Raw genomic sequence first — 20,286 nt, forward strand, 5'->3', positions numbered from 1 at the left:
TAATAAAATAAAGGAAGTTAAAATAAAATTAAAAACTTACTCTCATAAGCAAATATTAGTATCAATCTTAATTAAAGTTTAATCATAAACCTTTTTTGAGTTTGCGAATCAAAAATCTTGCAGGGTGAATAGCGTGGATGTATTTTTTTTCTAAACACAAGGGTTCATTATTTATCAATGCACACAAATACCTTGCCGCTAAAACACTTGTGCTAAAACCCCTTGATCCATGAGCAAAATTAAAATACAAATTACAAGACATTTTAGCTGGTTTTTGCTCCTTGTTTTTTGTCCATAATAAAGCTTTATATTCTTCTTTATAAAACACTTCATCATAAGCATTTCCAACTATCATAAAGCGATCACTCGAATAAGATCTAAAACCTACCTTAGAACCTATGATTTCTAATTTTGTATTTTTATCTATAAATTCGGCTATATTTTCTATATTTTGTTTATCATCTTCTTCTTTTGATTCTAAACTTGTATCAAGCCTATCATAACTTGCTCCAATCACTTGCAAATCATCTTTTATAGGGCAAATATAAGCCTTAGAAGATAAAGGAAATGGAGAGTCTAAAAAAGGTTTTAGATGTGTAACTTGACCTCTTACTTTACTTAATTTCATCTCATCATAAAAAACAAAATCTTTTGTATCTGCACCCATAGCATAAATCAAAACCGCATAATCACTTTTAACAATATTATTTTTAAATTTTAAAGCAAAACGCTCATTTTCAAATTTATAAGCTTGAAATTCATGATTAAAATATATACAAGCTTTACTTTTTTCAAAAAGATTTTTAACCAAATTTTTTGGAAAAATCACTCCACCATCTTCTAAAAAAGCTTGATTTTTTGAAATTTTAAACAAAACATTTTCTCTTTGCGTGTCAAATCTTTCTTGCATCAAATCATTATGTGCAAACTCCACCACACCCTTAAATTCTAAATCTAAAATTTGTCTATAAAAACGGCTTGCTTCTATAAAAGAAAGCTCTGAAAATTCCCCTAAATTTACCTTAGGCTTTAAGATTAAAGAGCTTAAAATTCCACTTTCATTTCCACTTGCACCCTTGCCTAGTTCTAAATGTTTTTCAAAAACATCTATTTCAAAACCCCTTAAACTAAGCTCATAAGCTAGAACAGCACTTGATATACCCGCGCCAATAATAGCTACTTTTTTATTTTTTAAAGATGAAAATGTTCTTGAAAAATACGCTTCTTTATCTTTAAACTCAAGCTCATTTTCCAAATAAGCTTTAATCATTTCTCTTTTTCTAAAACCTTTGGTTTTTTCTACTCTAAAGCCATATTTTTTTAAATTTTTTTGCAAAAAACTTGCCGAAGAAAAGGTGCAAATTTGTGTATTTTTTTTAGAAAGTCTTGCCACTTCAAAAATTAAATTTTCATCAAACATTTGCGAGTTTTTATTTGGAGAAAATCCATCTAAATACCAAATATCAGCTTTAAAATCCAATTCTTTTAAAATAGCAATATCTTCAAAAACAAGGTCTAAAAAACAATCTTCAAAATAAAAACGATAAATCCCTTCTTTAGCCTTAGGATAAAATTTTAAAAATTGCTCTAAAAGCTCTTTAAACTCTTCATAAAATCCTAGTTTTTGGTAAATTTCTCTTAATTGTTCTTTTTCGATATAAAAAGCTTCTATACTGATATAAAAAAGTTTTTTGGGACGCTTAAAAGGAGTGGTTTCTAAAAAGCGTTTCAAAGTAAGAAAAAAATTTAAACCTATACCAAAACCACTCTCTGCGATAATGAAATTTTCTTGATTTTTCCATTCAAAAGAATGAGTGTAAACAAATTTGCTTTCATTTAAGCCATCTTTGGAATTAAAATAAAAATCATCAAAATCCAAAGAAAAAGGAGTATTATCCTTAAAAATTAGTTTAGCTTTTTTCATCGGTTGTTATAAAAATAACTCTCAACTCCATCAGCAATACCCTTAACCAATAAATCTTGAAAAGCTTTATTGGCGATTCTTTTACCTTCATTTGGATGTGTGATATAGCCAATTTCAATCAAAATTGCAGGCATTTGCGCACCCACTAAAACCCAAAAAGGTGCTTCTCTTACACCGCCATCTACAATTTTATACTTTTTGCGTGTTTGAGTGAGTATATTTTTCTGTACATCAATAGCTAGTTTATTTGAAGCAACGATTTTTTCACGATTTAAGAAATTTAAAATACTTTGTTTTGAGAAATAATTAATCTCTTCAAAATCCCCTTGATTTTCTTTTTCTGCTGCTTTTTTACTTCTTTCGCTTCTTGCAGGACTTAAAAAGAAAGTTTCCACGCCTTCGCTACTTTTAGCCTTGGCAACATTGGGTGCTGCATTAGCATGTATAGAGATAAACAAATCCGCTCTTTTATCATTAGCATATTTAGTTCTATCGCGAAGATTGATAAATTTATCCGAACTTCTAGTGTAAAGCACTTTATAACCGCGTTTTTTAAGTTCATTTCCAAGTTTTAAAGCCGCGCTTAAAACTATATCTTTTTCTTTTAAACTTCCTTTTTTATCACTTAGAGCACCGCTATCTTTTCCACCATGCCCCGCATCGATAACTATAAGTTTTCCTGATTTGTATCTCGTACTTAAGGTTTTATTAAAGCTTTGAGTTGCTTTTTTATCTACACTTTGACTTGAAGTTTGCGCATGAAAACCTAAAGTGAGATTTTTATTATCCAACTTTTTTAAAAGTTTAAATTCTTTAGGAGCACTCAAAACCACACGAACAATTTTTGGATTATATTGCGTAACGACAATTGTATTTTGTCCAAAGGTAAAGCTTTTTCTATTACCTTCTAACACACCTTTAAAACTTACAACATATCGGAATTTTTGATCTTTGGTTTCAAATATTGCTATTTCTTTTTCATCCAAATCATCGCTCAAATTTAACACCACAGCGTTAGAAATTTTATCCACATCTAAAACATATAAAGGTCCTTGATCTTCTTTTTCGTTATTGGTTTTTTTATCTTGTTTTTTTGTTTCTAAAACTTTGGCTTTAATTTCTATTTTTTGATCTTGCTTTTTCTCTGAAATTTTACTAACTTGCTCGGTCTTTTTTTGGCTAGTAATTTCTTTTGAAAAAATTATTTTTTCTTCTTTAAAAGATATATCAATAGGAATTTTTTCTTTAGCATAAACCACTATGCGTATGGTTTTGGGATTAAATTGTGAAATCACTAAACGATAGTCATCAAATTTAAACTCTTTTTTACCTCCTTCTAAAACCCCATCAAAATCACTAATAAAACGATAGTTTCCTTTTTCATCTAAAGCAAAACTTTTTAATTGATTCTTATCTAAATTTATATTTAATTCAAGCTCTACACCTTGGCTTGTTTTACTTGACTTTAAAACATAAATTTTATCATCACTTTTTGTTTTAGAAACGATACTACTCTTTGGCTCTTGTGAAGTTTTAGAATCTATTTTTTCTATATTTTTTATTTGTTCATTAGGTGATTTTTTTTCACTTTTTTGAACTGTTTTTACAGGTTTAAAAGTTGATTTTTCAGTATCTTGAGAAATATTTTGAACCTTAATATCTTTAATAACAGCCTTTCTTAAAGCATTGATACTTGCTTCACTTATACCACTTTCTTTTAACTCATTAGCATATGACTTGTCGTCTAAATTTAAAGTATTTGAACTGATGATCAATCTTTTTAAGATTTCAATTTTAGTTTTTTCATCTTCATTGATAACACTTTGTATATAAAGGCTTTTTAGCTGATGATGAAATTTTACTTGCACTTCGCTTTTAGAACTGATAAAATTTTTATCGAAATTTGCAAGTTCATTTTCATAAGCTCCAAAAAGAGTTGTGAAAACAAATACTAAAAATACAAAAATTTTAGCCATTATTCACCATTAACCAATTTTTCCATAAGTTCTTTAACGCTGATAAGTTTATCTAAACGATATCCATTTGCACCTGTAAAGAAAAGTCCTGTTTCTTTTTTACCTGACCACGCATCAAAAAGCCTATCTGCTATACAATAGCCTACTTTAGTCGCCTCTTTTCCGCGTCCACAAGGCGCTACACAATTGCTTATACAATTGATCTTTGGACCCATTCTTTTATCTACCAAATTTAAAAGATTGGTTCTAACTCCACGAGCAGGATAGCCCACAGGAGATTTAATAAGCTCTATATCTTCTTCTTTAGAAGCTAGCAAAACGCTTTTAAACTCTTCACTTGCATCACATTCAAAAGTTCCTATGAAACGCGTTCCCATTTGAACACCACTAGCTCCTAAAGAAATAGCGTTTTCTATATCTTTTTTATCCCAAATTCCACCTGCGGCAATCACAGGAAAAGATCCCCAATTTTTAGCCTCTTCTACCACAGGAGCGATTAATTTTTCTAGCTGATAATTTGGATCTAAGCACTGCTCATAAGTAAAACCTTGATGACCTCCACTTTTTGGCCCTTCTAAAACCACTGCATCAGGTAGGCGGTTGTAACGGCTTTGCCATCTTTTGCAAATAATTTTTAAAGCCTTTGCAGATGAAATAATAGGCACTAAAGCCACATCAGGAAAATCTACAGTAAATTCAGGTAAATTTGTAGGAAGTCCAGCGCCTGAAACAATCACATTAAAACCAACCTCACAAGCATCGCGTGCTATTCTTGCATAATCATTACTTGCACATAAGATATTACACCCCAAAGGTGCATCGCCACAAACTTTTCTTGCATTATTAATTAAAGCTTGCAAACCCTTGCGTGAGTAAAAATTTTCACTTCCATAAGGCTTAGCGTTTAATTCTTTACTCGCATACTTTCTTTCTTCATAATATCCTGTTCCCACAGAAGAAATGATCCCAAGTCCACCATTTAAAGAAACTGCAGAAGCTAATCTATCCCAGCTTATGCCTAGTCCCATTCCCCCTTGAAAAATGGGATATTTTATAGTATGTTTTCCTATTTGTAAGGGTTGTAAATTCATTCTTTTACCTTTAATTTTGCAAATTTTCTTTTACCTATTTGTAAGATGTATTCTCCTCGTTCTAAATGCATTTGCTCGTCGCTAACTTTTTGAGAATTTACACTTACTGCATTAGCACTGATGCTTCTTCTTGCCGCAGAAGTAGAACTTTCCAAACCACATTCAACCAAAGCCTTAGCAAGCCAAATTTTTCCTTGTATTTCAAACTCAGCCATATCACTTGGTAAAGCATTTTGAGAATGAATCCTATCAAATTCAGACTTAGCATTATTAGCCTCTTCTTTGGAGTGAAAACGCTCCGTAATCTCTAAAGCTAAATTTTCTTTAGCTTTTTTAGGATGTAAATTGCCTTGTTCTATATCTTTTTTTATTTGCGCGATTTCTTCTAGACTTTTTTGACTTAAAAGTTCATAATATCTAAACATCAATTCATCACTAATACTTAAAATTTTAGCATACATATCATTAGCTTTTTCTGTAACACCAATGTAATTATTTAAACTCTTACTCATTTTGTTTACACCATCTAAACCTTCGAGTAAAGGCATCATAATCACAGCTTGTTCTTTTCCTATGTTATAAACCCTTTGAAGCTGTCTTCCCATTAAAAGATTAAATTTTTGATCCGTTCCGCCCATTTCAATATCGCTTTTTAAAGCCACGCTATCATATCCTTGAAGTAAAGGATACAAAAACTCGCAAATCGAAATAGGGCTTTGCTCTTTAAATCTCTTGGTAAAATCGTCACGCTCAAGCATTCTAGCTACACTAAAAGTTGAAGTAAGCTCTACTATACCCGCAGCTCCAAGTTCATTAAGCCAAGTAGAATTAAACTTAATCTGTGTTTTTTCTTTATCCAAAACCTTAAAAACCTGCGTTTCATAAGTTTTAGCATTAATTAAAACTTGCTCTTTATCCAGCTTTTTACGCGTTGCACTTTTTCCACTTGGATCGCCAATTTGTCCCGTAAAATCTCCAATCAAAAACTGCACAATAGCTCCATGTTTTTGCAAAAAAGCCATTTTTGTTAAAACCACACTATGGCCTAAATGTAAATCAGGCGCTGTAGGATCAAACCCTGCCTTTATAAAGAAATTTTCACCCTTTTCATAATAATTTTTAATTAAATTTTCTATTCTTTCTTCATCAATAAGCTCTGCACAGCCACGCTTAACTTCTGCTAATATTTTTTTTATATCCATAATAAACCTTTTTAACCTTCTTTATAAGCATCATTTAAAGATGTAAAATCTAAAATTTTACAACGAGATTTTAACCTATCCTTGACACTATCTGGATTGATATTATCAGGAATTTCCATTGTAATCTCAAAATAATCTACCGCCGAATTTAAATCACTTGATAAATTAATTGTTAATAAATTTATCTGCATTTTAGCTAAAAATGCCAAAAATTCCGCTAAAACACCTTTTTTATTTTCCAAAGAAAAAATCAATTTATAAGATTTAGGGATGTTAGAATCCCATTTTATAAATACCATATCTTGATTATTATCTATCATTTTATCAGCTCTATCGCAAAGCTTATGATGGACAATAGCGTTACCACCTTTAACAAAAGCTAAAACAGCATCACCTCTTTTTGGATGGCAGCAAAAATCAAAATCCACATTAGCAATTTTATGGTTACAATATAGAGTAAAATTTCCTATTTTTTGTTCTTTAATCTCATATTTATCAAACCAATATGACTTCTTGGCGTATTTTTTAAGACTATTAACTATATCTTTCAAATAAGCACTATCTGTTGCTACTTGTCTAATACGTCTGGCTAAATTTTCTTTTTCTATCCAAGTTTCAATTCTGTTTTTATCAACTCCAAAAATAAAACTTAACATATTAATAGAACTTGCTAGATTAATCTCTCTGATTTTTTGCTTACAAAATTCCCTTATACTTGCTTTTGCTTTTCCTGTTTTAACACTATCTATCCAAGAACAGCGATAAAATTTATCATTGCTAGTAACCACTCGCACAATATCGCCATTTTTAAGCTCAGTTAACAAAGGTACTTTAATACGATTTACATAAGCGCTTTTTGCATGAAGCCCTACTTTGGTATGCACTTCATAAGCAAAATCAAGAACCGTTGCACCACGAGGCAAAGTGAAAATTTCTCCCTTAGGAGAATAAACTGCAACATCTTCAACATAAAGACTATCTTTAGCATATTCATAAAGTTCAATAGCATTATAATCTTCTGCATTTTCAAGATTGTTTATACTTTGCATTGAAATATCTGTAAGCCAATCAAGACGAGGTGCAACCACGCTGCCATCTTCTTTATATTTCCAATGCGCTGCTATACCAAATTCCGCAATTTTATGCATATCAAAAGTTCGAATTTGTGCTTCTATAATACTTTTAGCATCAAAAAGTGTGGTATGTATGGTTTGATAACCATTTTGTTTAGGCAAGGCTATATAATCCTTAAAACGCGAAACCAAGGGATTAAAATGTGTATGTAAAATTCCCAAAGCTAAGTAACAATCACTTACTTTTTCAACCAAAATTCTTACCCCAAGTAAATCAAGAACTTCTTCAATACCAATGCCTTTTCTTTGCATTTTAAGATAAATAGAATAACTATGCTTAATGCGTTTTTGAATTTCAAAACTACCTTGTCTAAAGCCATTACTCAAAAATAAAAGTTCGATTTTGGAAATAAATTCATTTAAACCTAATTGCATTTCTTGATTATTGGAATTGATATAATTGTCAATAAGCTTATACTCATCTGGCATAAGATATTTAAAACTAAGATCTTCCAAATAATTTTTTATGCTTGAAATACCAAGTCTATGAGCTATTGGGGCATATACAACTAAAGTTTCTTCGCTGATTCTTTTTTGCTTATCTTCTCTTAGAATATCAAGAGTAAGCATATTATGCAGTCTATCGCATAACTTCACAATCAAAACCCCAACATCTTCAATGCTTGCTAAAAGCATATTTCTGAAAGTCAAGGCTGATTTAGTTAAACTTTTTTTAGATTTTGATGAAATGAGATTATCTTCTCTAATTTCTATAATTTTAGTAAGCCCTAAAACAAGTTTTAAAACCTCAAAACCAAACTGCTCTCTAAGTTCTTCTTCGGTGCAGTTTGTATCTTCGATCACATCATGCAATAAAGCAGCTAAAATATTGCTTTTATTTTCACTTAAAAATCCAACCAGTGTTGCTACTAAAATAGGATGTACCGCATAAGGCTCTCCACTTTTTCTAAACTGCCCTTCATGGCAAAATATACAGTAATCTACTGCTTTTTCAAGAATGGCATCGTGGCCACAAATTTCGAAAAGTAAAACCTTAGCAGCTTCTAAATCTTTACAATTTTTTACATTATCGATTAATTGTTCAAGTAATAATTCTTCATCGATTGGTTTCAACTAAACCCTCTAAAGTGATTTTATTTTCTGCAATTTCATATAAAGCTATATCTGCAAGTTTATTTTTATTTTTATCAAAGTCTACCAAAGGGGTTGCTCCATTCGCCAATTGTTCCGCTCTTTTTGCTACCACTAAAGAAAGGCGATATCTATCATTACCCATTTTTTCCAAAGCTTTTGCCGCTACTTCTTCTATTCTTTTATCCATAATTTTCTCCTTAATTATTTTTAACGATTGAACAAAGGCTAGTATTACCTTGTATGATTTTAAGTAAATTACCCTCTTCAAACATATTACAAACCACTATAGGAAGTTTGTTGTCTTTAGCTAAAGCTATCGCTGTATCATCCATCACTTTAATATTATCTTGCATAGCCTCATCATAACTTAAAGTATTTAAAAATACTGCATCATCAAATTTTTTTGGATCTTTATCATAAACTCCATTAACTTTTGTAGCTTTTATTACCATATCTGCATCAATTTCTACAGCTCTTAAAATAGCTGTTGTATCTGTAGTAAAATAAGGATTTCCAGTGCCTGCAGCAAAAACCACAACACGACCCTTTTCTAAGTGTCTTTGTGCTCTTCTCATAATATAAGTTTCACAAAATGCTTCCATCTGAATAGCACTTTGAACCCTCACTTCAAGCCCAGAGCTTTCCAAGGCTTCTTGAATGGCAATAGCATTGATAACCGTAGCAAGCATTCCCATATGATCGCCACTTGTCCTTTTAATCAATCCGCCCTTAGCAGCACTTACTCCACGAATAATATTGCCACCACCTATAACTATGCCTACTTCTATTTGATTTTTTACAAGTTCTTTAATCTCTGAAGCTATGAATTTTAAAATAGAATTTTCTATGCCAAAGCCATTTTCACCTGCTAAAGCCTCTCCTGAAAATTTTACTAAAACTCTTTTTCTCTCTTGCATTATTTCTCCTTATTTAACTTGAAATTATATTTTAAATTCCATTAAATTTAGCTAATTTAAGCTAATGAGCTCCAAAGGATTGATATGAAAATTTTTTTGAGTTACTTCAAAAGTAAGATCATTTTTTATTCTACCCACTACGGCACCTTTTTTAATATTCTTACCAACTTTAATATTAGGAGCAATCTTATCTAAATGTGCATATATTGTATGTATGCCATTATCATGTTCAACAATAACAACTCGAGCTAGCATGCTAGTATCTTTGGCAAAAACTATTTTTCCATCTAGCACATTTTTAACAACTGCATCACTTTTATTACTTCTTAAAACTACATTCTCGTTAAAAATTTTAAGATTATAAACAGGATCAACATAATTTCCAAATTTTTGCTTCACAGTAAAAGAATCTAATGGAGCTATGGTTTTTTTTCCTGTGTAACGCTTGACTGAACCTCCTTGATAGCTTGAACCTAATTGCCTTATTTGTTGATTATTTTTTACTATTTTAGTGTCATTTTTGCTTGAATTTACATTTTCTTTATCATTAATAATTTTTAATTGATTTAATGTTTTTCTAAGCTCTTCTTGCTGAGCTTGTAAGTCATCAAGTTTTTTTGCATATATGGTTCGATCTGTTTTTTGTTTGTTGATTTCGCTAATTTGTTTTTGTTTTAAACTTTGAAGTTTAGCTAATTGAGCGTTGTAATCCTTAAGACTATCATTGATTTTCTTAATCTGAGCTTGTTTATCATCAATAAGCCTATTTATTCCCTCATAATCTTTAGAAATTTTTAAAATTTCTTCATTTAAAACTTTGTTTAAACTTCCTAAAATTTCAAAAGCCATAAAACTTTCTTCACTTTCAATATAGCCTTGAGGGATAGGTAAATCATAAGCAAAATCTTTAGCCATTAAAGATATAAGCTTACTTTCCATATTTGATTTACTTTTAAGCAAATCTTCATTTTGGCTTGTAAGGGTGTTTAACTCTTGATTTTGAGTCTTAGCGCTTGCTTCAAGCTTAGAAGTTTGTGAATTTAAGCCTTCAATTTGTAAGCTTAAGTCTTTCAAACTTTTTTCACCATTTAAAATATCACTAGCCAAATCTTCAAGTTTTTTATTTAGCTGTTCTTGTATACGTTTATTTTCTTCTAAACTTTTTGTTTTTTCATTTATAGCATTTGCTAAACTTATATCAACAAATAAAAAAAAACAAAAAAAGATAAGAATATTTTTTCTCATCTTTTAACCTTAAACATAACTGTATTTACACACAACAAGCAAATAAACAAAGTAGCTAAAAAAATTAAAGTCAAATGTAAAATAAAATTAATAGGTGGAAAAATAATATCTACAGCCTTTAAGCTTTCTTGGATAATAGAAAGATCAAAAATTTGGGTAAAAAAGGCAAGCAAAATAATAAAAGCAATAAAACAATCAACCACAACCACCTTATAAAGCATAAAAGATCTAAACCAAAACGGAGCTCCAAATAAACACATAATTTCAATACGATCGGTATGTTCATAAAGCCAAATTCTCATCTGTTTTAAAAACAAAACAAAGGCAAGTAAAATAATGATAAATAAAAATAACCAAAAAACAAATTTCATCAAAATAAGTAAGGAATATATCTTATCATGGGTTTTGGAAAAAGTTTCAACCTTGCTAACACCTACAATATTTAAAAGTTGATTTTTAATTGAATTTAGTTCATTTTGATCAGGCAAAGAATTTAATTTTAAAGTATAAAATTTTGGCAGAGAATCTTTTAAAACTTTCAAATTCTTTTCAGAAACATCATTTTTCAAACGATCGATTAAATCCTTAGGATCTAAAGATTCAAGTCCAGCAAAAAATGGTACTTTTGTTTTTACCACATTCTGATCAAGTTCAGTTTTACTGACAACTATAATATTATAATCTTTATTAACAAGTTCTTCATAATGTTTTAAAGTTGCATTTGTAATCAAAATAAACTCAAAAGCAAACATCATAAACAATAAAGATAAAATTAAAGATAAATGTGTTTTAAAAAATTTCATTCATTTTTCCATTTTCTATATTAAAACGACGATAATCCACTCTTAAATTGCTAGGAATTCTATGTGTTACCACTATAACACAAGTTCCTAAAAGTTCTCTAGCAGACTTTAAAAGAGTCCATATAATATCAGAAGAATACTCGTCCAAATTTCCCGTTGGCTCATCGCAAAGCAAAAGCTTTGGATTATGAGCTAAAGCCCTAGCCATAGCGACGCGTTGTTGCTCACCACCACTAAGTTGATTAGGCAATTTATCTGCTTTAAAAGTTAAATTTACATGCTTTAAAAGCTTAGCAGCTTGATCATGGCATACTTTTTTACTATAACCTTTAATCATTAAAGGCAACATAACATTTTTTTCAACACTATATTCTTGTACAAGTTTATAATCTTGAAAAATAATCCCTATTCTTTGACGCAATTTTAAAAGTTCTAAATTTCCAATTTTATTCATCAAAGATCCACATACTTCAAGCTTGCCAGAAATAGGTTCTAAATCCCCATAAAAAGACTTTAAAAGCGTACTCTTGCCACTCCCACTTTTACCAGTAATAAAAACAAAATCACCATCCTTAAAAGCAAAACTCGCTTCTTTAATAACTAGTTCATCATAACCTAAAGTAAGTTTATTTGCTTGGATTAAATTAGGCATCCTTTTTCCTTAATTTCCCTTTTTAAATTTTTAAATTATGCTTTATTTTTGCTTAATTTTCAAGAAAAATTATATTTTAAACTGAACTTTTAAAATTTCTTTTAATTCATTTACCGCTTTAATATTTTCTTGAATTTTAAATGGTTCTTTAAAAGCAAAATTAATCGTTTTATCAAGATGTAAATAACAATGTTCAGGCTTATTAAAAGCTCCAAAAGCAACCTTTAAAAGCAAATTCTCATCTTGTTTGTAGATGCTTTCAAAATGCAAAAAAAAATCATCTTTTTTTATAGTAATATTTTTAAAGTTCTGCTCTATTTTTTTTAAATCCTCTCTAGAAAATTCAACCGATGAGAGATTAAATTCATTTAACTCATAATTTTTACAGTCTTGGTTAAAATTCCACACCCAAAGATCATATATATTTTTTTCTTGCTTTTTCCATCTATCTTCATATTTGCTTGAAATTTCTAAATTTTCATTTTTTCTAAGACTAAATTTTGGCGCAGGAAAAGTCAAAAATTGCTCTAAAGTAAAATTAAAATACTCAAAACTATCTGTTCTAAGCTCAAAACGACCATTTTGAACTAAAACCCTAGCACATTCTTTGCAAAAATCCTTCCCAATAACTCGCCTATGAGGCTTTTTGTCCCAAGGAACAGGAAAATGTAAAAAAATCTTTTCAACTGATTTTGATTTTAATACACTCAATAACAATCTCGCATCACTTTGGATTAGCAAAATATTATTTACATTTTGTGCCTTAGCAAGTTTAGCTACTTGAGTTAAAGCTGGATTGTAAATTTCCACCCCTAAAATTAAAACATTTGGATTTTCTTTTGCTTGATAAAGCAAATGTCTTCCTGATCCAAAGCCTATTTCTATATAAATTTTACCTTGAAGTCTAGATAAAAGTTCATCAAAGTTATCAACGATAAATGGTGTTTTTTCAATTAAAGCATTGTTTTTAAGTCCAAAAGCTTCATTGATAATATCCTCACAAAAACCTTCTTTAAAGATTTTTAAAGCCTTTTGTAGATAACCTATTTTAGAAGGTTTTGTATGTTTATCGCCTTTAATCACACAACCATTTTGTGCTTTTTTAATCTGCAGAAAAAAACTCTCTTCTTGAACCTTTGTATAAATAAGACTAACATTATCATTCTTAGCAAGCCAAAGAAATTCAACATCATCCTTGCTATAAGGCAGATTCATTTCTTTGATCTTTTTGCTTCTAAAATTTGGCACTACTGAGCCGCCTTAACTTTGCTTGAAGGTTCTGAACGAAGCCCAGCCGAATCAATAGCAATAACTTCATAACTATATTCCACCCCTGGTAAAGCTTTTACATCTTTTAATCGCTTTTCTTTAATGCCTTTAAAAACTGCATTTTGCTCTCCACCATAGCGTCTTACTTCATATTCAACAGCTCTAGTATCATTATCACTCCATTCTAAATTTATCCCTTCGCTTGTGCTTTGAGCCAAAATAATACTAGGAGCCAAAGGATTATCTAAAGTTCTACCCTCTACACCATCTTTTGGCATAGGACTTTCAAGACCATCTTTATCCACTATTGTTACTTTATAATACTTGCTTTTACCTGCTCCTTCTACTATATCCTCATAAGAATTTTTATCAGTCTTTGCCAAAACACTAAAAGGAAGGAAGCTTGAGCTCGTAGAATAAACTTTATAATAAGAAAAATCTTCATATGTAGGAGCATCCCAAGTTAAAATGATTTTATTAGAACCATCTGTGCTAGCACTTAAATGCTCAACTTGAGGGGGTAAAGCCTTGCTTGTAGAACTTACAACTTGACTTGGCTCACTCTTTATCCCATTAAAACTCACAGCAATAATTCTATAACTTGAATTTTCATTAGGTTTTAAATCACTATCGATGTATTCAGCGTTTAAGCGATTTTTTACTTCTGCAATTTTTTTAAATTCTTTATCATCACCTTTAGTTCTTTCAATAATATAAAAATCAACCCTAAAATCAGGATGCGGACGCCAAATAAGTTTAATACGATTAGGCAAATTGGTCACAGCTTGAATAAAAGGAACAGCTTCAAGTCTTGGAGCTGTGCTCACTTCTATAACCTTGCCATCTTCTGAAATTTGTCCTTGCTCATTAAAGCTTTTCATCATATAACGATACTTAGTACCAGGCTCTAATTTAGTATCTACATAATGAGTTTGAAACTTATCTTTAATAGTGCCTACAAGTTTAAAATCAGGATTTTCATCACTAGAACGATACAAATAAAATCCTTTGATATTTTCATTATATAAAGGCTCCCATTCAAAAGCAATATTACTCATATCACTAAGACTTTTTAAACTTTCAACCTTTGGTAAGCTTTCATTTACGGCAGGCTCTTTACTTGAAGCTAGCGAATTCATTTGCGAAACACTACAAGCGCTAAGCAAAAGAGTTAAAAAACTCAAGTAAAAACTCAAGCGAAATCTTTTCATCATTCTCTCCTAAATTAATTTGTTCAAACATAATGTTTTTAAAATCTTCCATCAAAGGTGCTTTAACAAAAATTTGCTCTTTAGTTTTTGGATGGATAAAATACAAAAAATAGGCATGCAACATTATCCTACAATCATACTTACCCTTATAACCATACAAACTATCGCCCAAAATATGGCGATTTAAACTAGCCAAATGCGCTCTAATTTGATGAGTTCTTCCTGTAAAAAGCTTAGCAGCCATCAGAGTTAAATTTTCAGTTTTTACTACATTTATGAAGGCTGATTTTGCATTTTTACTGAATTTATTTTCCTTATCTATGGCTATTTTTTTAATAGCATTAGAAGGCGAACGCATTAAAAATTTTTCTACTATAATTTTATCTTCTTTTAGTGGCAAATCAATTAACGCAAGATAAATTCTTCCCATGCTTTTATCTGCAAGCTGTTCGCTTAATTTTTGATGGGTGAAATTATTTTTCGCTATTAGTATAGCTCCGCTTGTATCTTTATCTAATCTATGAACAAGACCAGCTCTTATCTCTCCTCCTAAATTTGATAAAGTATATTTTTTTTCTATCAACCAATCCACCAAAGTGGTATTTTTAACGCTACTTGCTCCATGAACGACTAAATTTGAAGGTTTATTTAAAACAAGCAAATCTTTATCTTCGTATAACACATCAATATCAAAATCCACTTCAAACTGAGGTTTTATCTCATCATAAAGCTTTAAGCTTGCAATAGAAATGATATCACCATTTTTAAGCTTAAATGAATTTTTATCTTGAATTTTATCATTAACCTGTACGCAATCTTTTTCTATAAGTAAAGTAACTTGATTGCGACTTTGGTTTAATTTTTTAGCCAAAAACACATCAAGCCTTGAATTTTCATCTACTAAAAAAGTTTGCATTTTTTCCTTAGAGGTTTTGATAAATTTAAAATTTTAGTTTATAATTATAGCTTTATATTACTAACTGAAGGCAAATTTTGTTTAGATTAGATAGAAGAATTTTAACTCATTTTGACTATATGCAACCCATTTTATTTTTACCCATAATTCTTATTTCATTTTTCTTGATCTTTGAAGCTAATCCTTTTTTAGCAGAAAAACAGTTTGTTTATGCCTGTGTGGGATTGTTTGCTTTTATGGTTTTTTTCTTCTTTCCCATAAGGAAATTTATTTGGATTATTCCTGTTGCTTATTGGATTAATATTTTTTTATTGCTAAGCGTAGATATTTTTGGGGTTGAAAAATTAGGTGCTAAAAGATGGCTTGAAATTCCTTTTACTCACTTTACTATACAACCTTCTGAAATTTTTAAACCTAGTTTTATTTTAATGCTTGCTTATCTTATTTATCAAAATCCTCCTCCAAAAAATGGATACAAACTTAAACAATTCATCAAACTTAGCTTTTACATCATCTTACCTTTTTTGCTAATTGCAAAAGAACCTGATTTAGGAAGTGCTATGGTTTTACTACTTGTTGGTTTTGGAGTTCTTTTTATCATGGGAGTTCATTATAAAATTTGGTTAAGTATTGTTATAGCTATAAGCATTAGTTCTCCTATTATTTATACACATCTTTTAAAACCCTACCAAAAGCAAAGAATTCATGATTTTATTTCAGAAAAACCAAGTTATCAAGTAGCCCAATCAATGATAGCTATTGGAAATGGTGGTTTAACTGGAAAATCTCAAGATGAAGCTACGCAAACTCATTTTAAATTTTTACCTATTTCAACAAGTGATTTTATCTTCGCTTACATGATAGAAAGATTTGGATTTATTGGGGGATTGACATTAATTATATTTTATATTTTACTTATTTTTCATCTACTTAGTTTAAATTATAAACTTAAAGATGATTATTTTACTAGAGTTGCTATTAATTGTGTTGCATTATTTATTTTTATTTATGCGGCAGTAAATATCTCAATGACTATAGGTTTTGCACCAGTAGTTGGGATCCCTTTGCCTTTTTTTAGTTATGGTGGAAGTTCTTTTACTATTTTTATGATTTTTTTTGGAATTTTACAGCATTTAATCACTTTTAGATATTTTTGGACGGATACAAAGGCTAAATAAAATATTTTTAAGCATTAATAAGATATAATTCTATCTTTTAATTCAACTTAGGCGGATTTATAGCTCAGTTGGTTAGAGCAACCGGCTCATAACCGGTTGGTCGCAGGTTCGAGTCCTGCTAAATCCACCATTACTCTTTTTTATCAAATCCCTATTTTGCTTTAATATCTTAATCAAATGTCTATAATAAAATGTCTTAAAGCTTATTGTATATTGTTGTTTTTTGTTGTTTTTTGTGTTAAAATGTTGCGTAAAAAGTGGGTCACTTTTATAAAAATGGGTTACAAAATGGGCTACTTTTTACACCAAAATAGACACTAAAAAAGAGAGAAAATTAATGGCAAAAATTAACAAACTTACCGATAGTTTTTTAAAAAGCATTAAATGCGAAAGTGATAAAAAATTTATAAAATTTGCTGATCCGAGTTTAAAAGGCTTATATGTTTTTATTTATCCTAGTGGTAAAAAATTATTTAAAATAAGACAAGCAAATGATACTTATATAAAAATAGGAGAGTATCCTTTACTTTCCTTAGCAGAGCTTAGAGAAATCGCTTTAAATGCTTTTAAGCTAAAAGCAAAAGGACAAAACATAAAAAACGCTAAAAGACTTAAATTTGGCGATATATATGATGAAGTTTTAGAAAAATGTAAGGCTGATGGATTAAGCCTAAAAGAAATACAAAGAGGATTAAAATACAAAAATGGCGTTTTTAAGAATTTCAAAGATGTAGATATAGAAAGCATCAAGCGTTCACATGTCATCGAAACACTTAAAACCATAGAGCATCAAATCCCTACACTTATAAAAGCTAAAGGCTGGATTAACAAAATCTTTAAATATGCTTTGCAACTTGAAATCGTAGAAAATAACCCTGTGACAAGTATTGATAATTCCATAGTTTTTAAAAAAGCTTCAAAAGTAATTCATCAGCCAACTTTACTAGAAAACGATAAAATTAAAGAATATATATTAGCCTTAAAAAATTCAGATCTTAAAAAAACACATAAAAATCTAATGCTTTTTAATCTTTTGACTGCACAACGCCCCGGTAATGTTATAAAAGCAACTTGGGATGAAATTGATTTAAAAAATGCTATATGGACTATTAAAGCTGAAAAAATGAAAATGAGAAAAGAACATATTATCACTTTAAATTCTCAAGTGCTTAAAATTTTAAAAGAACAAAAGAAAATGAAAGTCAATGATTATATATTTGCTGGAAGTTCAAAAAATGGGTGTAATAGCGAGAATATTACCTGTAATATCAATAAACGACTAGGATATAAAGGCATTCAAAGTGCACATGGCTTTCGTGCTATGTTTAGAAGTTTAGCCAACGAACATCAATTAGATCATGGTGTGAGTATGGATATAGCCGAGCAGTGTTTAGCACACGAGCAAAAAAACGCCATTTTAAAAGCTTATAATCGTAGTGAAAATATAGAATTAAAAAGAAAGTTAATGCAGTGGTGGGGAGATTATATCGAAAAACTTGCAGGGGATTTTTAAATCACCTTGCAAGTTTGCAACCATTTATCAATTTCGGCTTTTTCATATTTAAAAGTAGGACCTATTTTAATCCCTTTAGGAAAATTAAATTTATTTTGATTTACTCGCATTCGCATAAATCTTATACGATATTGCGAAATACCCAAATACTCCGCTACTTCTTTTGTTGATAATAATTTTTCTATCTTACCAAATTTTGCCATTTCATACTCCTTTCTCTAAATCAAAGCCTAATTTTGCAATAATTGCTTTTTGCTCTTCATAGCTTAAAAAATTGCTGATTAAAATCAAAACATCACCAAAACAAAAGCGATTATAGCTCGTGCTTTGTTCTAGCACTTTAATTTCTAATGTATCACTTAAACTCTCAAGCGAAGCTGTTATTTTCCAATTTTTATTAATAGCTTTTAACATCTCATCGTTTGCATTTTGATTAAAAGCATTGTCGTTTCTTAAAAGCAACATTTCTTTTATCGTTTGCTTTAACATTTCTTGCGTATTTTCTAGCTCTTTTTCTAATGCTATTTTAGCTTTTATGTATTCTTTGAATTCTTTCATTTTTTATCCTTTCTAACTTAAGCAAATAGACTTCTTTCTATATGTTTAAACATAATTTCATTAGCACTTTTAAAAAAGTCTTTTTTAATCTCAAAGCCATAAGCTTTGCGGTTTAAATTTGTAGCTGCTAAAAGAGTGCTTCCGCTTCCAGCACATGGATCTATAACAACATCACCTGCATCTGTAAAAATAGTGATTAATCTTTCTAGTAATTTAACAGGCTTTTGTGTGGGATGCACTTTAGGAATGCCTTCATCTTTTTGCCAATCCATGCAGTTATAAATCATCTTTCCATCATTGTTAAATTTTGGAAGTTTTTCACGATATAAGATTAAAGCATATTCACAATTTCCAACTATTTTCATATTTGCTTTTAAAACTTGAGATGATCCTTGTTTTCTAAAAACCAAATTTATATAATGATTAAAGCCATATTTTTTAGCTACTTCAATTAACATTGCTTGTTGTTCAAAAGAGCAAAAAACAATCATGCAAGGACTTTTACCGCATTCTTTAGGTTCTTTTATAAGCATTTTTGAGCAAAAGTGCATAAATTCGCTAACTCTAAAATCATTATCTGTATCAAAAAACGCCTTGTTTGCTTTTTTGCTTTCTCCATTTTTATTATCCCCATTTATATACCATTCAGGAGATGAAGCATAAGCATTGTTGCCTAAATTATAAGGAATATCAGCTATTACAAGCTGTGCTTTTGGTATATTATATCTTTTAAAATTTTGAAAATGGTCGTTATAAAGCTGTGGGTGAAACATCATCACTTCCTTTTTGATTAAATAAATTAGGCTCTTTTAAAAAGGCTATTTTTTCCATTATTTCATTAAATTCGCTCTGATAGTCTTTGATATTCTGATTTAATATGCTTCTTTCATCTTTAACTCTTTGTATAGATCTATGAATTGCTAAAGCTCTTTTGGTTAAAACTTCTATCTCTTGGTTTAACTCACCTTGATTTAATTCCTTTGACTGCTCTAATTGCTGATTAGTATTTTTTTTCATTTTTTATCCTTTTAATTATATTTTCAAGTTTTAAAAGTCCGCGTTCTAAAACTTCTTGTTCTTCTTTACTTCTTGCTTTTAGCTCATTTATTCCTTTTGCTGCGATAGAATAAAACACCAAATCAATTCGTTTGTAAAACTCTAATTTCTTTTTGTATTCTTCTCTTAGTCTTTGCAAAATGTTTTCTTTTTCTTTTTCAAATAAAGCTAAAACAAAAGAATCTGAAAAATAAAAACAAAGTCTTCTTTCTTTATTTTCCCCTACAATCTTTGCATCTTTAAAAAAGTATTTAAGATCATTATTTAAAACAAGTTTTGCTAAATCGTAAGCTTCTAATTCTCTTGTAATATTCATTTAACACCTCATTGTATAAGTTTTATTAAATTCTCTTGTGATCTTTTCTACTTTAAAGCTAGTTTTTAATTTATTATCACATTCAGGACAAAAGCCATCTAAACTCACGCTTTTTACATCGCCTATAATTTCATCAAGACCTTTAAAAAATTTAGAATTTGGCACAAATTCTAAGTTGCATTTTGAACATTTTATTGTCCCTTTAAAAATAAAATTTACTTTCATATTCTC

The 20,286-nt window shown here is 29.8% G+C and carries 21 protein-coding genes and 1 tRNA gene; 3 read left to right on the forward strand and 19 right to left on the reverse strand.

Features of this window, described 5'->3' with window-relative positions; translation table 11 throughout:
* Positions 1-82 precede the first annotated feature (82 nt).
* From mnmC to AJN58_RS08650, 13 genes are all read right to left on the reverse strand, one after another.
* On the reverse strand, positions 83-1,924 hold the full coding sequence (gene mnmC, locus AJN58_RS08590) for a bifunctional tRNA (5-methylaminomethyl-2-thiouridine)(34)-methyltransferase MnmD/FAD-dependent 5-carboxymethylaminomethyl-2-thiouridine(34) oxidoreductase MnmC (protein ID WP_070292192.1): 1,842 nt from the start codon (positions 1,922-1,924) through the stop codon (positions 83-85).
* Complete coding sequence (locus AJN58_RS08595; RefSeq protein WP_070233579.1) at positions 1,921-3,900, reverse strand: N-acetylmuramoyl-L-alanine amidase; 1,980 nt, start codon at positions 3,898-3,900, stop codon at positions 1,921-1,923. Before AJN58_RS08595 ends, mnmC begins: the two co-directional genes overlap by 4 nt.
* Positions 3,900-4,991, reverse strand: a complete 1,092-nt coding sequence (locus AJN58_RS08600) for a nitronate monooxygenase (protein WP_002861964.1) — start codon at positions 4,989-4,991, stop codon at positions 3,900-3,902. Before AJN58_RS08600 ends, AJN58_RS08595 begins: the two co-directional genes overlap by 1 nt.
* On the reverse strand, positions 4,988-6,193 hold the full coding sequence (gene tyrS, locus AJN58_RS08605; RefSeq protein ID WP_002861965.1) for a tyrosine--tRNA ligase: 1,206 nt from the start codon (positions 6,191-6,193) through the stop codon (positions 4,988-4,990). The genes AJN58_RS08600 and tyrS overlap by 4 nt, the downstream gene beginning before the upstream one ends.
* 11 nt (positions 6,194-6,204) lie before the next feature.
* Entirely contained in the window at positions 6,205-8,400 is a 2,196-nt protein-coding gene (locus AJN58_RS08610) for a RelA/SpoT family protein (protein WP_044779026.1), read from the reverse strand.
* Entirely contained in the window at positions 8,384-8,608 is a 225-nt protein-coding gene (locus AJN58_RS08615) for a DNA-directed RNA polymerase subunit omega (RefSeq protein ID WP_002853464.1), read from the reverse strand. The genes AJN58_RS08610 and AJN58_RS08615 overlap by 17 nt, the downstream gene beginning before the upstream one ends.
* Positions 8,609-8,618: 10 nt before the next feature.
* Positions 8,619-9,338, reverse strand: a complete 720-nt coding sequence (gene pyrH / locus AJN58_RS08620; protein ID WP_044779025.1) for a UMP kinase — start codon at positions 9,336-9,338, stop codon at positions 8,619-8,621.
* A gap of 51 nt (positions 9,339-9,389) precedes the next feature.
* Positions 9,390-10,583 (reverse strand): murein hydrolase activator EnvC family protein, encoded by a 1,194-nt coding sequence (locus tag AJN58_RS08625; protein WP_044779024.1) that lies wholly within the window; start codon positions 10,581-10,583, stop codon positions 9,390-9,392.
* Positions 10,580-11,386, reverse strand: coding sequence for an FtsX-like permease family protein (locus tag AJN58_RS08630; RefSeq protein WP_044779023.1), 807 nt, complete (start codon positions 11,384-11,386; stop codon positions 10,580-10,582). Before AJN58_RS08630 ends, AJN58_RS08625 begins: the two co-directional genes overlap by 4 nt.
* Positions 11,373-12,038 (reverse strand): cell division ATP-binding protein FtsE, encoded by a 666-nt coding sequence (locus tag AJN58_RS08635; RefSeq protein ID WP_044779022.1) that lies wholly within the window; start codon positions 12,036-12,038, stop codon positions 11,373-11,375. Before AJN58_RS08635 ends, AJN58_RS08630 begins: the two co-directional genes overlap by 14 nt.
* Positions 12,039-12,107: 69 nt before the next feature.
* The gene (trmB, locus tag AJN58_RS08640) at positions 12,108-13,286 is read right to left on the reverse strand and encodes a tRNA (guanosine(46)-N7)-methyltransferase TrmB (RefSeq protein WP_070292194.1); all 1,179 of its coding nucleotides are present in this window, start codon (positions 13,284-13,286) and stop codon (positions 12,108-12,110) included.
* Positions 13,286-14,521: a fibronectin type III domain-containing protein gene (locus AJN58_RS08645; protein ID WP_079396981.1), complete on the reverse strand. Its 1,236-nt coding sequence runs from the start codon at positions 14,519-14,521 to the stop codon at positions 13,286-13,288. Before AJN58_RS08645 ends, trmB begins: the two co-directional genes overlap by 1 nt.
* Positions 14,466-15,434, reverse strand: coding sequence for an RluA family pseudouridine synthase (locus tag AJN58_RS08650; RefSeq protein WP_044779019.1), 969 nt, complete (start codon positions 15,432-15,434; stop codon positions 14,466-14,468). The genes AJN58_RS08645 and AJN58_RS08650 overlap by 56 nt, the downstream gene beginning before the upstream one ends.
* Positions 15,435-15,511: 77 nt before the next feature.
* Here AJN58_RS08650 and AJN58_RS08655 point away from each other — a divergent pair, with 77 nt between their 5' ends.
* The 3 genes from AJN58_RS08655 (at position 15,512) to AJN58_RS08665 (ending at position 18,125) form a co-directional block, all read left to right on the forward strand.
* Complete coding sequence (locus AJN58_RS08655; protein WP_044779017.1) at positions 15,512-16,612, forward strand: FtsW/RodA/SpoVE family cell cycle protein; 1,101 nt, start codon at positions 15,512-15,514, stop codon at positions 16,610-16,612.
* Between the two features lie 53 nt (positions 16,613-16,665).
* Positions 16,666-16,742: transfer RNA gene (locus AJN58_RS08660), tRNA-Ile, on the forward strand.
* Positions 16,743-16,949: 207 nt separating this feature from the next.
* Positions 16,950-18,125 carry a tyrosine-type recombinase/integrase gene (locus AJN58_RS08665; protein ID WP_070210339.1) on the forward strand — a complete coding sequence of 392 codons (1,176 nt, stop codon included), beginning with the start codon at positions 16,950-16,952 and terminating at the stop codon, positions 18,123-18,125.
* On the opposite strand, the gene AJN58_RS08670 is transcribed toward AJN58_RS08665, so the two are convergent.
* The 6 genes from AJN58_RS08670 to AJN58_RS08695 are packed head-to-tail and all read right to left on the reverse strand — an operon-like array spanning position 18,122 to position 20,280.
* Entirely contained in the window at positions 18,122-18,328 is a 207-nt protein-coding gene (locus tag AJN58_RS08670; protein ID WP_044780132.1) for a helix-turn-helix transcriptional regulator, read from the reverse strand. The two genes, AJN58_RS08665 and AJN58_RS08670, sit on opposite strands and share 4 nt — an antisense overlap.
* 1 nt (position 18,329) lies before the next feature.
* Complete coding sequence (locus tag AJN58_RS08675; RefSeq protein ID WP_002787307.1) at positions 18,330-18,683, reverse strand: hypothetical protein; 354 nt, start codon at positions 18,681-18,683, stop codon at positions 18,330-18,332.
* Positions 18,684-18,700: 17 nt separating this feature from the next.
* Positions 18,701-19,456 (reverse strand): DNA-methyltransferase, encoded by a 756-nt coding sequence (locus tag AJN58_RS08680; protein WP_070292196.1) that lies wholly within the window; start codon positions 19,454-19,456, stop codon positions 18,701-18,703.
* A complete protein-coding gene (locus AJN58_RS08685; protein ID WP_044780569.1) occupies positions 19,434-19,700 on the reverse strand; it encodes a hypothetical protein in 267 nt (88 codons plus the stop codon). The genes AJN58_RS08680 and AJN58_RS08685 overlap by 23 nt, the downstream gene beginning before the upstream one ends.
* Positions 19,684-20,055 carry a hypothetical protein gene (locus tag AJN58_RS08690; protein WP_002858334.1) on the reverse strand — a complete coding sequence of 124 codons (372 nt, stop codon included), beginning with the start codon at positions 20,053-20,055 and terminating at the stop codon, positions 19,684-19,686. Before AJN58_RS08690 ends, AJN58_RS08685 begins: the two co-directional genes overlap by 17 nt.
* Entirely contained in the window at positions 20,056-20,280 is a 225-nt protein-coding gene (locus tag AJN58_RS08695; RefSeq protein ID WP_002787300.1) for a hypothetical protein, read from the reverse strand.
* Between the last annotated feature and the right edge of the window lie 6 nt (positions 20,281-20,286).

The sequence above is a fragment of the Campylobacter sp. BCW_4321 genome, assembly GCF_001763075.1.
Taxonomy (GTDB): Bacteria; Campylobacterota; Campylobacteria; order Campylobacterales; family Campylobacteraceae; genus Campylobacter_D; species Campylobacter_D jejuni.

Bases quoted from the DNA above. Each gene is read 5' to 3' on its own strand.
- mnmC (WP_070292192.1), bottom strand. From the start codon at position 1,924: ATGAAAAAAGCTAAACTAATTTTTAAGGATAATACTCCTTTTTCTTTG.
- AJN58_RS08595 (WP_070233579.1), bottom strand. From the start codon at position 3,900: ATGGCTAAAATTTTTGTATTTTTAGTATTTGTTTTCACAACTCTTTTT.
- AJN58_RS08600 (WP_002861964.1), bottom strand. From the start codon at position 4,991: ATGAATTTACAACCCTTACAAATAGGAAAACATACTATAAAATATCCC.
- tyrS (WP_002861965.1), bottom strand. From the start codon at position 6,193: ATGGATATAAAAAAAATATTAGCAGAAGTTAAGCGTGGCTGTGCAGAG.
- AJN58_RS08615 (WP_002853464.1), bottom strand. From the start codon at position 8,608: ATGGATAAAAGAATAGAAGAAGTAGCGGCAAAAGCTTTGGAAAAAATG.
- pyrH (WP_044779025.1), bottom strand. From the start codon at position 9,338: ATGCAAGAGAGAAAAAGAGTTTTAGTAAAATTTTCAGGAGAGGCTTTA.
- AJN58_RS08625 (WP_044779024.1), bottom strand. From the start codon at position 10,583: ATGAGAAAAAATATTCTTATCTTTTTTTGTTTTTTTTTATTTGTTGAT.
- AJN58_RS08630 (WP_044779023.1), bottom strand. From the start codon at position 11,386: ATGAAATTTTTTAAAACACATTTATCTTTAATTTTATCTTTATTGTTT.
- AJN58_RS08635 (WP_044779022.1), bottom strand. From the start codon at position 12,038: ATGCCTAATTTAATCCAAGCAAATAAACTTACTTTAGGTTATGATGAA.
- AJN58_RS08645 (WP_079396981.1), bottom strand. From the start codon at position 14,521: ATGATGAAAAGATTTCGCTTGAGTTTTTACTTGAGTTTTTTAACTCTT.
- AJN58_RS08650 (WP_044779019.1), bottom strand. From the start codon at position 15,434: ATGCAAACTTTTTTAGTAGATGAAAATTCAAGGCTTGATGTGTTTTTG.
- AJN58_RS08665 (WP_070210339.1), top strand. From the start codon at position 16,950: ATGGCAAAAATTAACAAACTTACCGATAGTTTTTTAAAAAGCATTAAA.
- AJN58_RS08670 (WP_044780132.1), bottom strand. From the start codon at position 18,328: ATGGCAAAATTTGGTAAGATAGAAAAATTATTATCAACAAAAGAAGTA.
- AJN58_RS08675 (WP_002787307.1), bottom strand. From the start codon at position 18,683: ATGAAAGAATTCAAAGAATACATAAAAGCTAAAATAGCATTAGAAAAA.
- AJN58_RS08680 (WP_070292196.1), bottom strand. From the start codon at position 19,456: ATGTTTCACCCACAGCTTTATAACGACCATTTTCAAAATTTTAAAAGA.
- AJN58_RS08685 (WP_044780569.1), bottom strand. From the start codon at position 19,700: ATGAAAAAAAATACTAATCAGCAATTAGAGCAGTCAAAGGAATTAAAT.
- AJN58_RS08690 (WP_002858334.1), bottom strand. From the start codon at position 20,055: ATGAATATTACAAGAGAATTAGAAGCTTACGATTTAGCAAAACTTGTT.
- AJN58_RS08695 (WP_002787300.1), bottom strand. From the start codon at position 20,280: ATGAAAGTAAATTTTATTTTTAAAGGGACAATAAAATGTTCAAAATGC.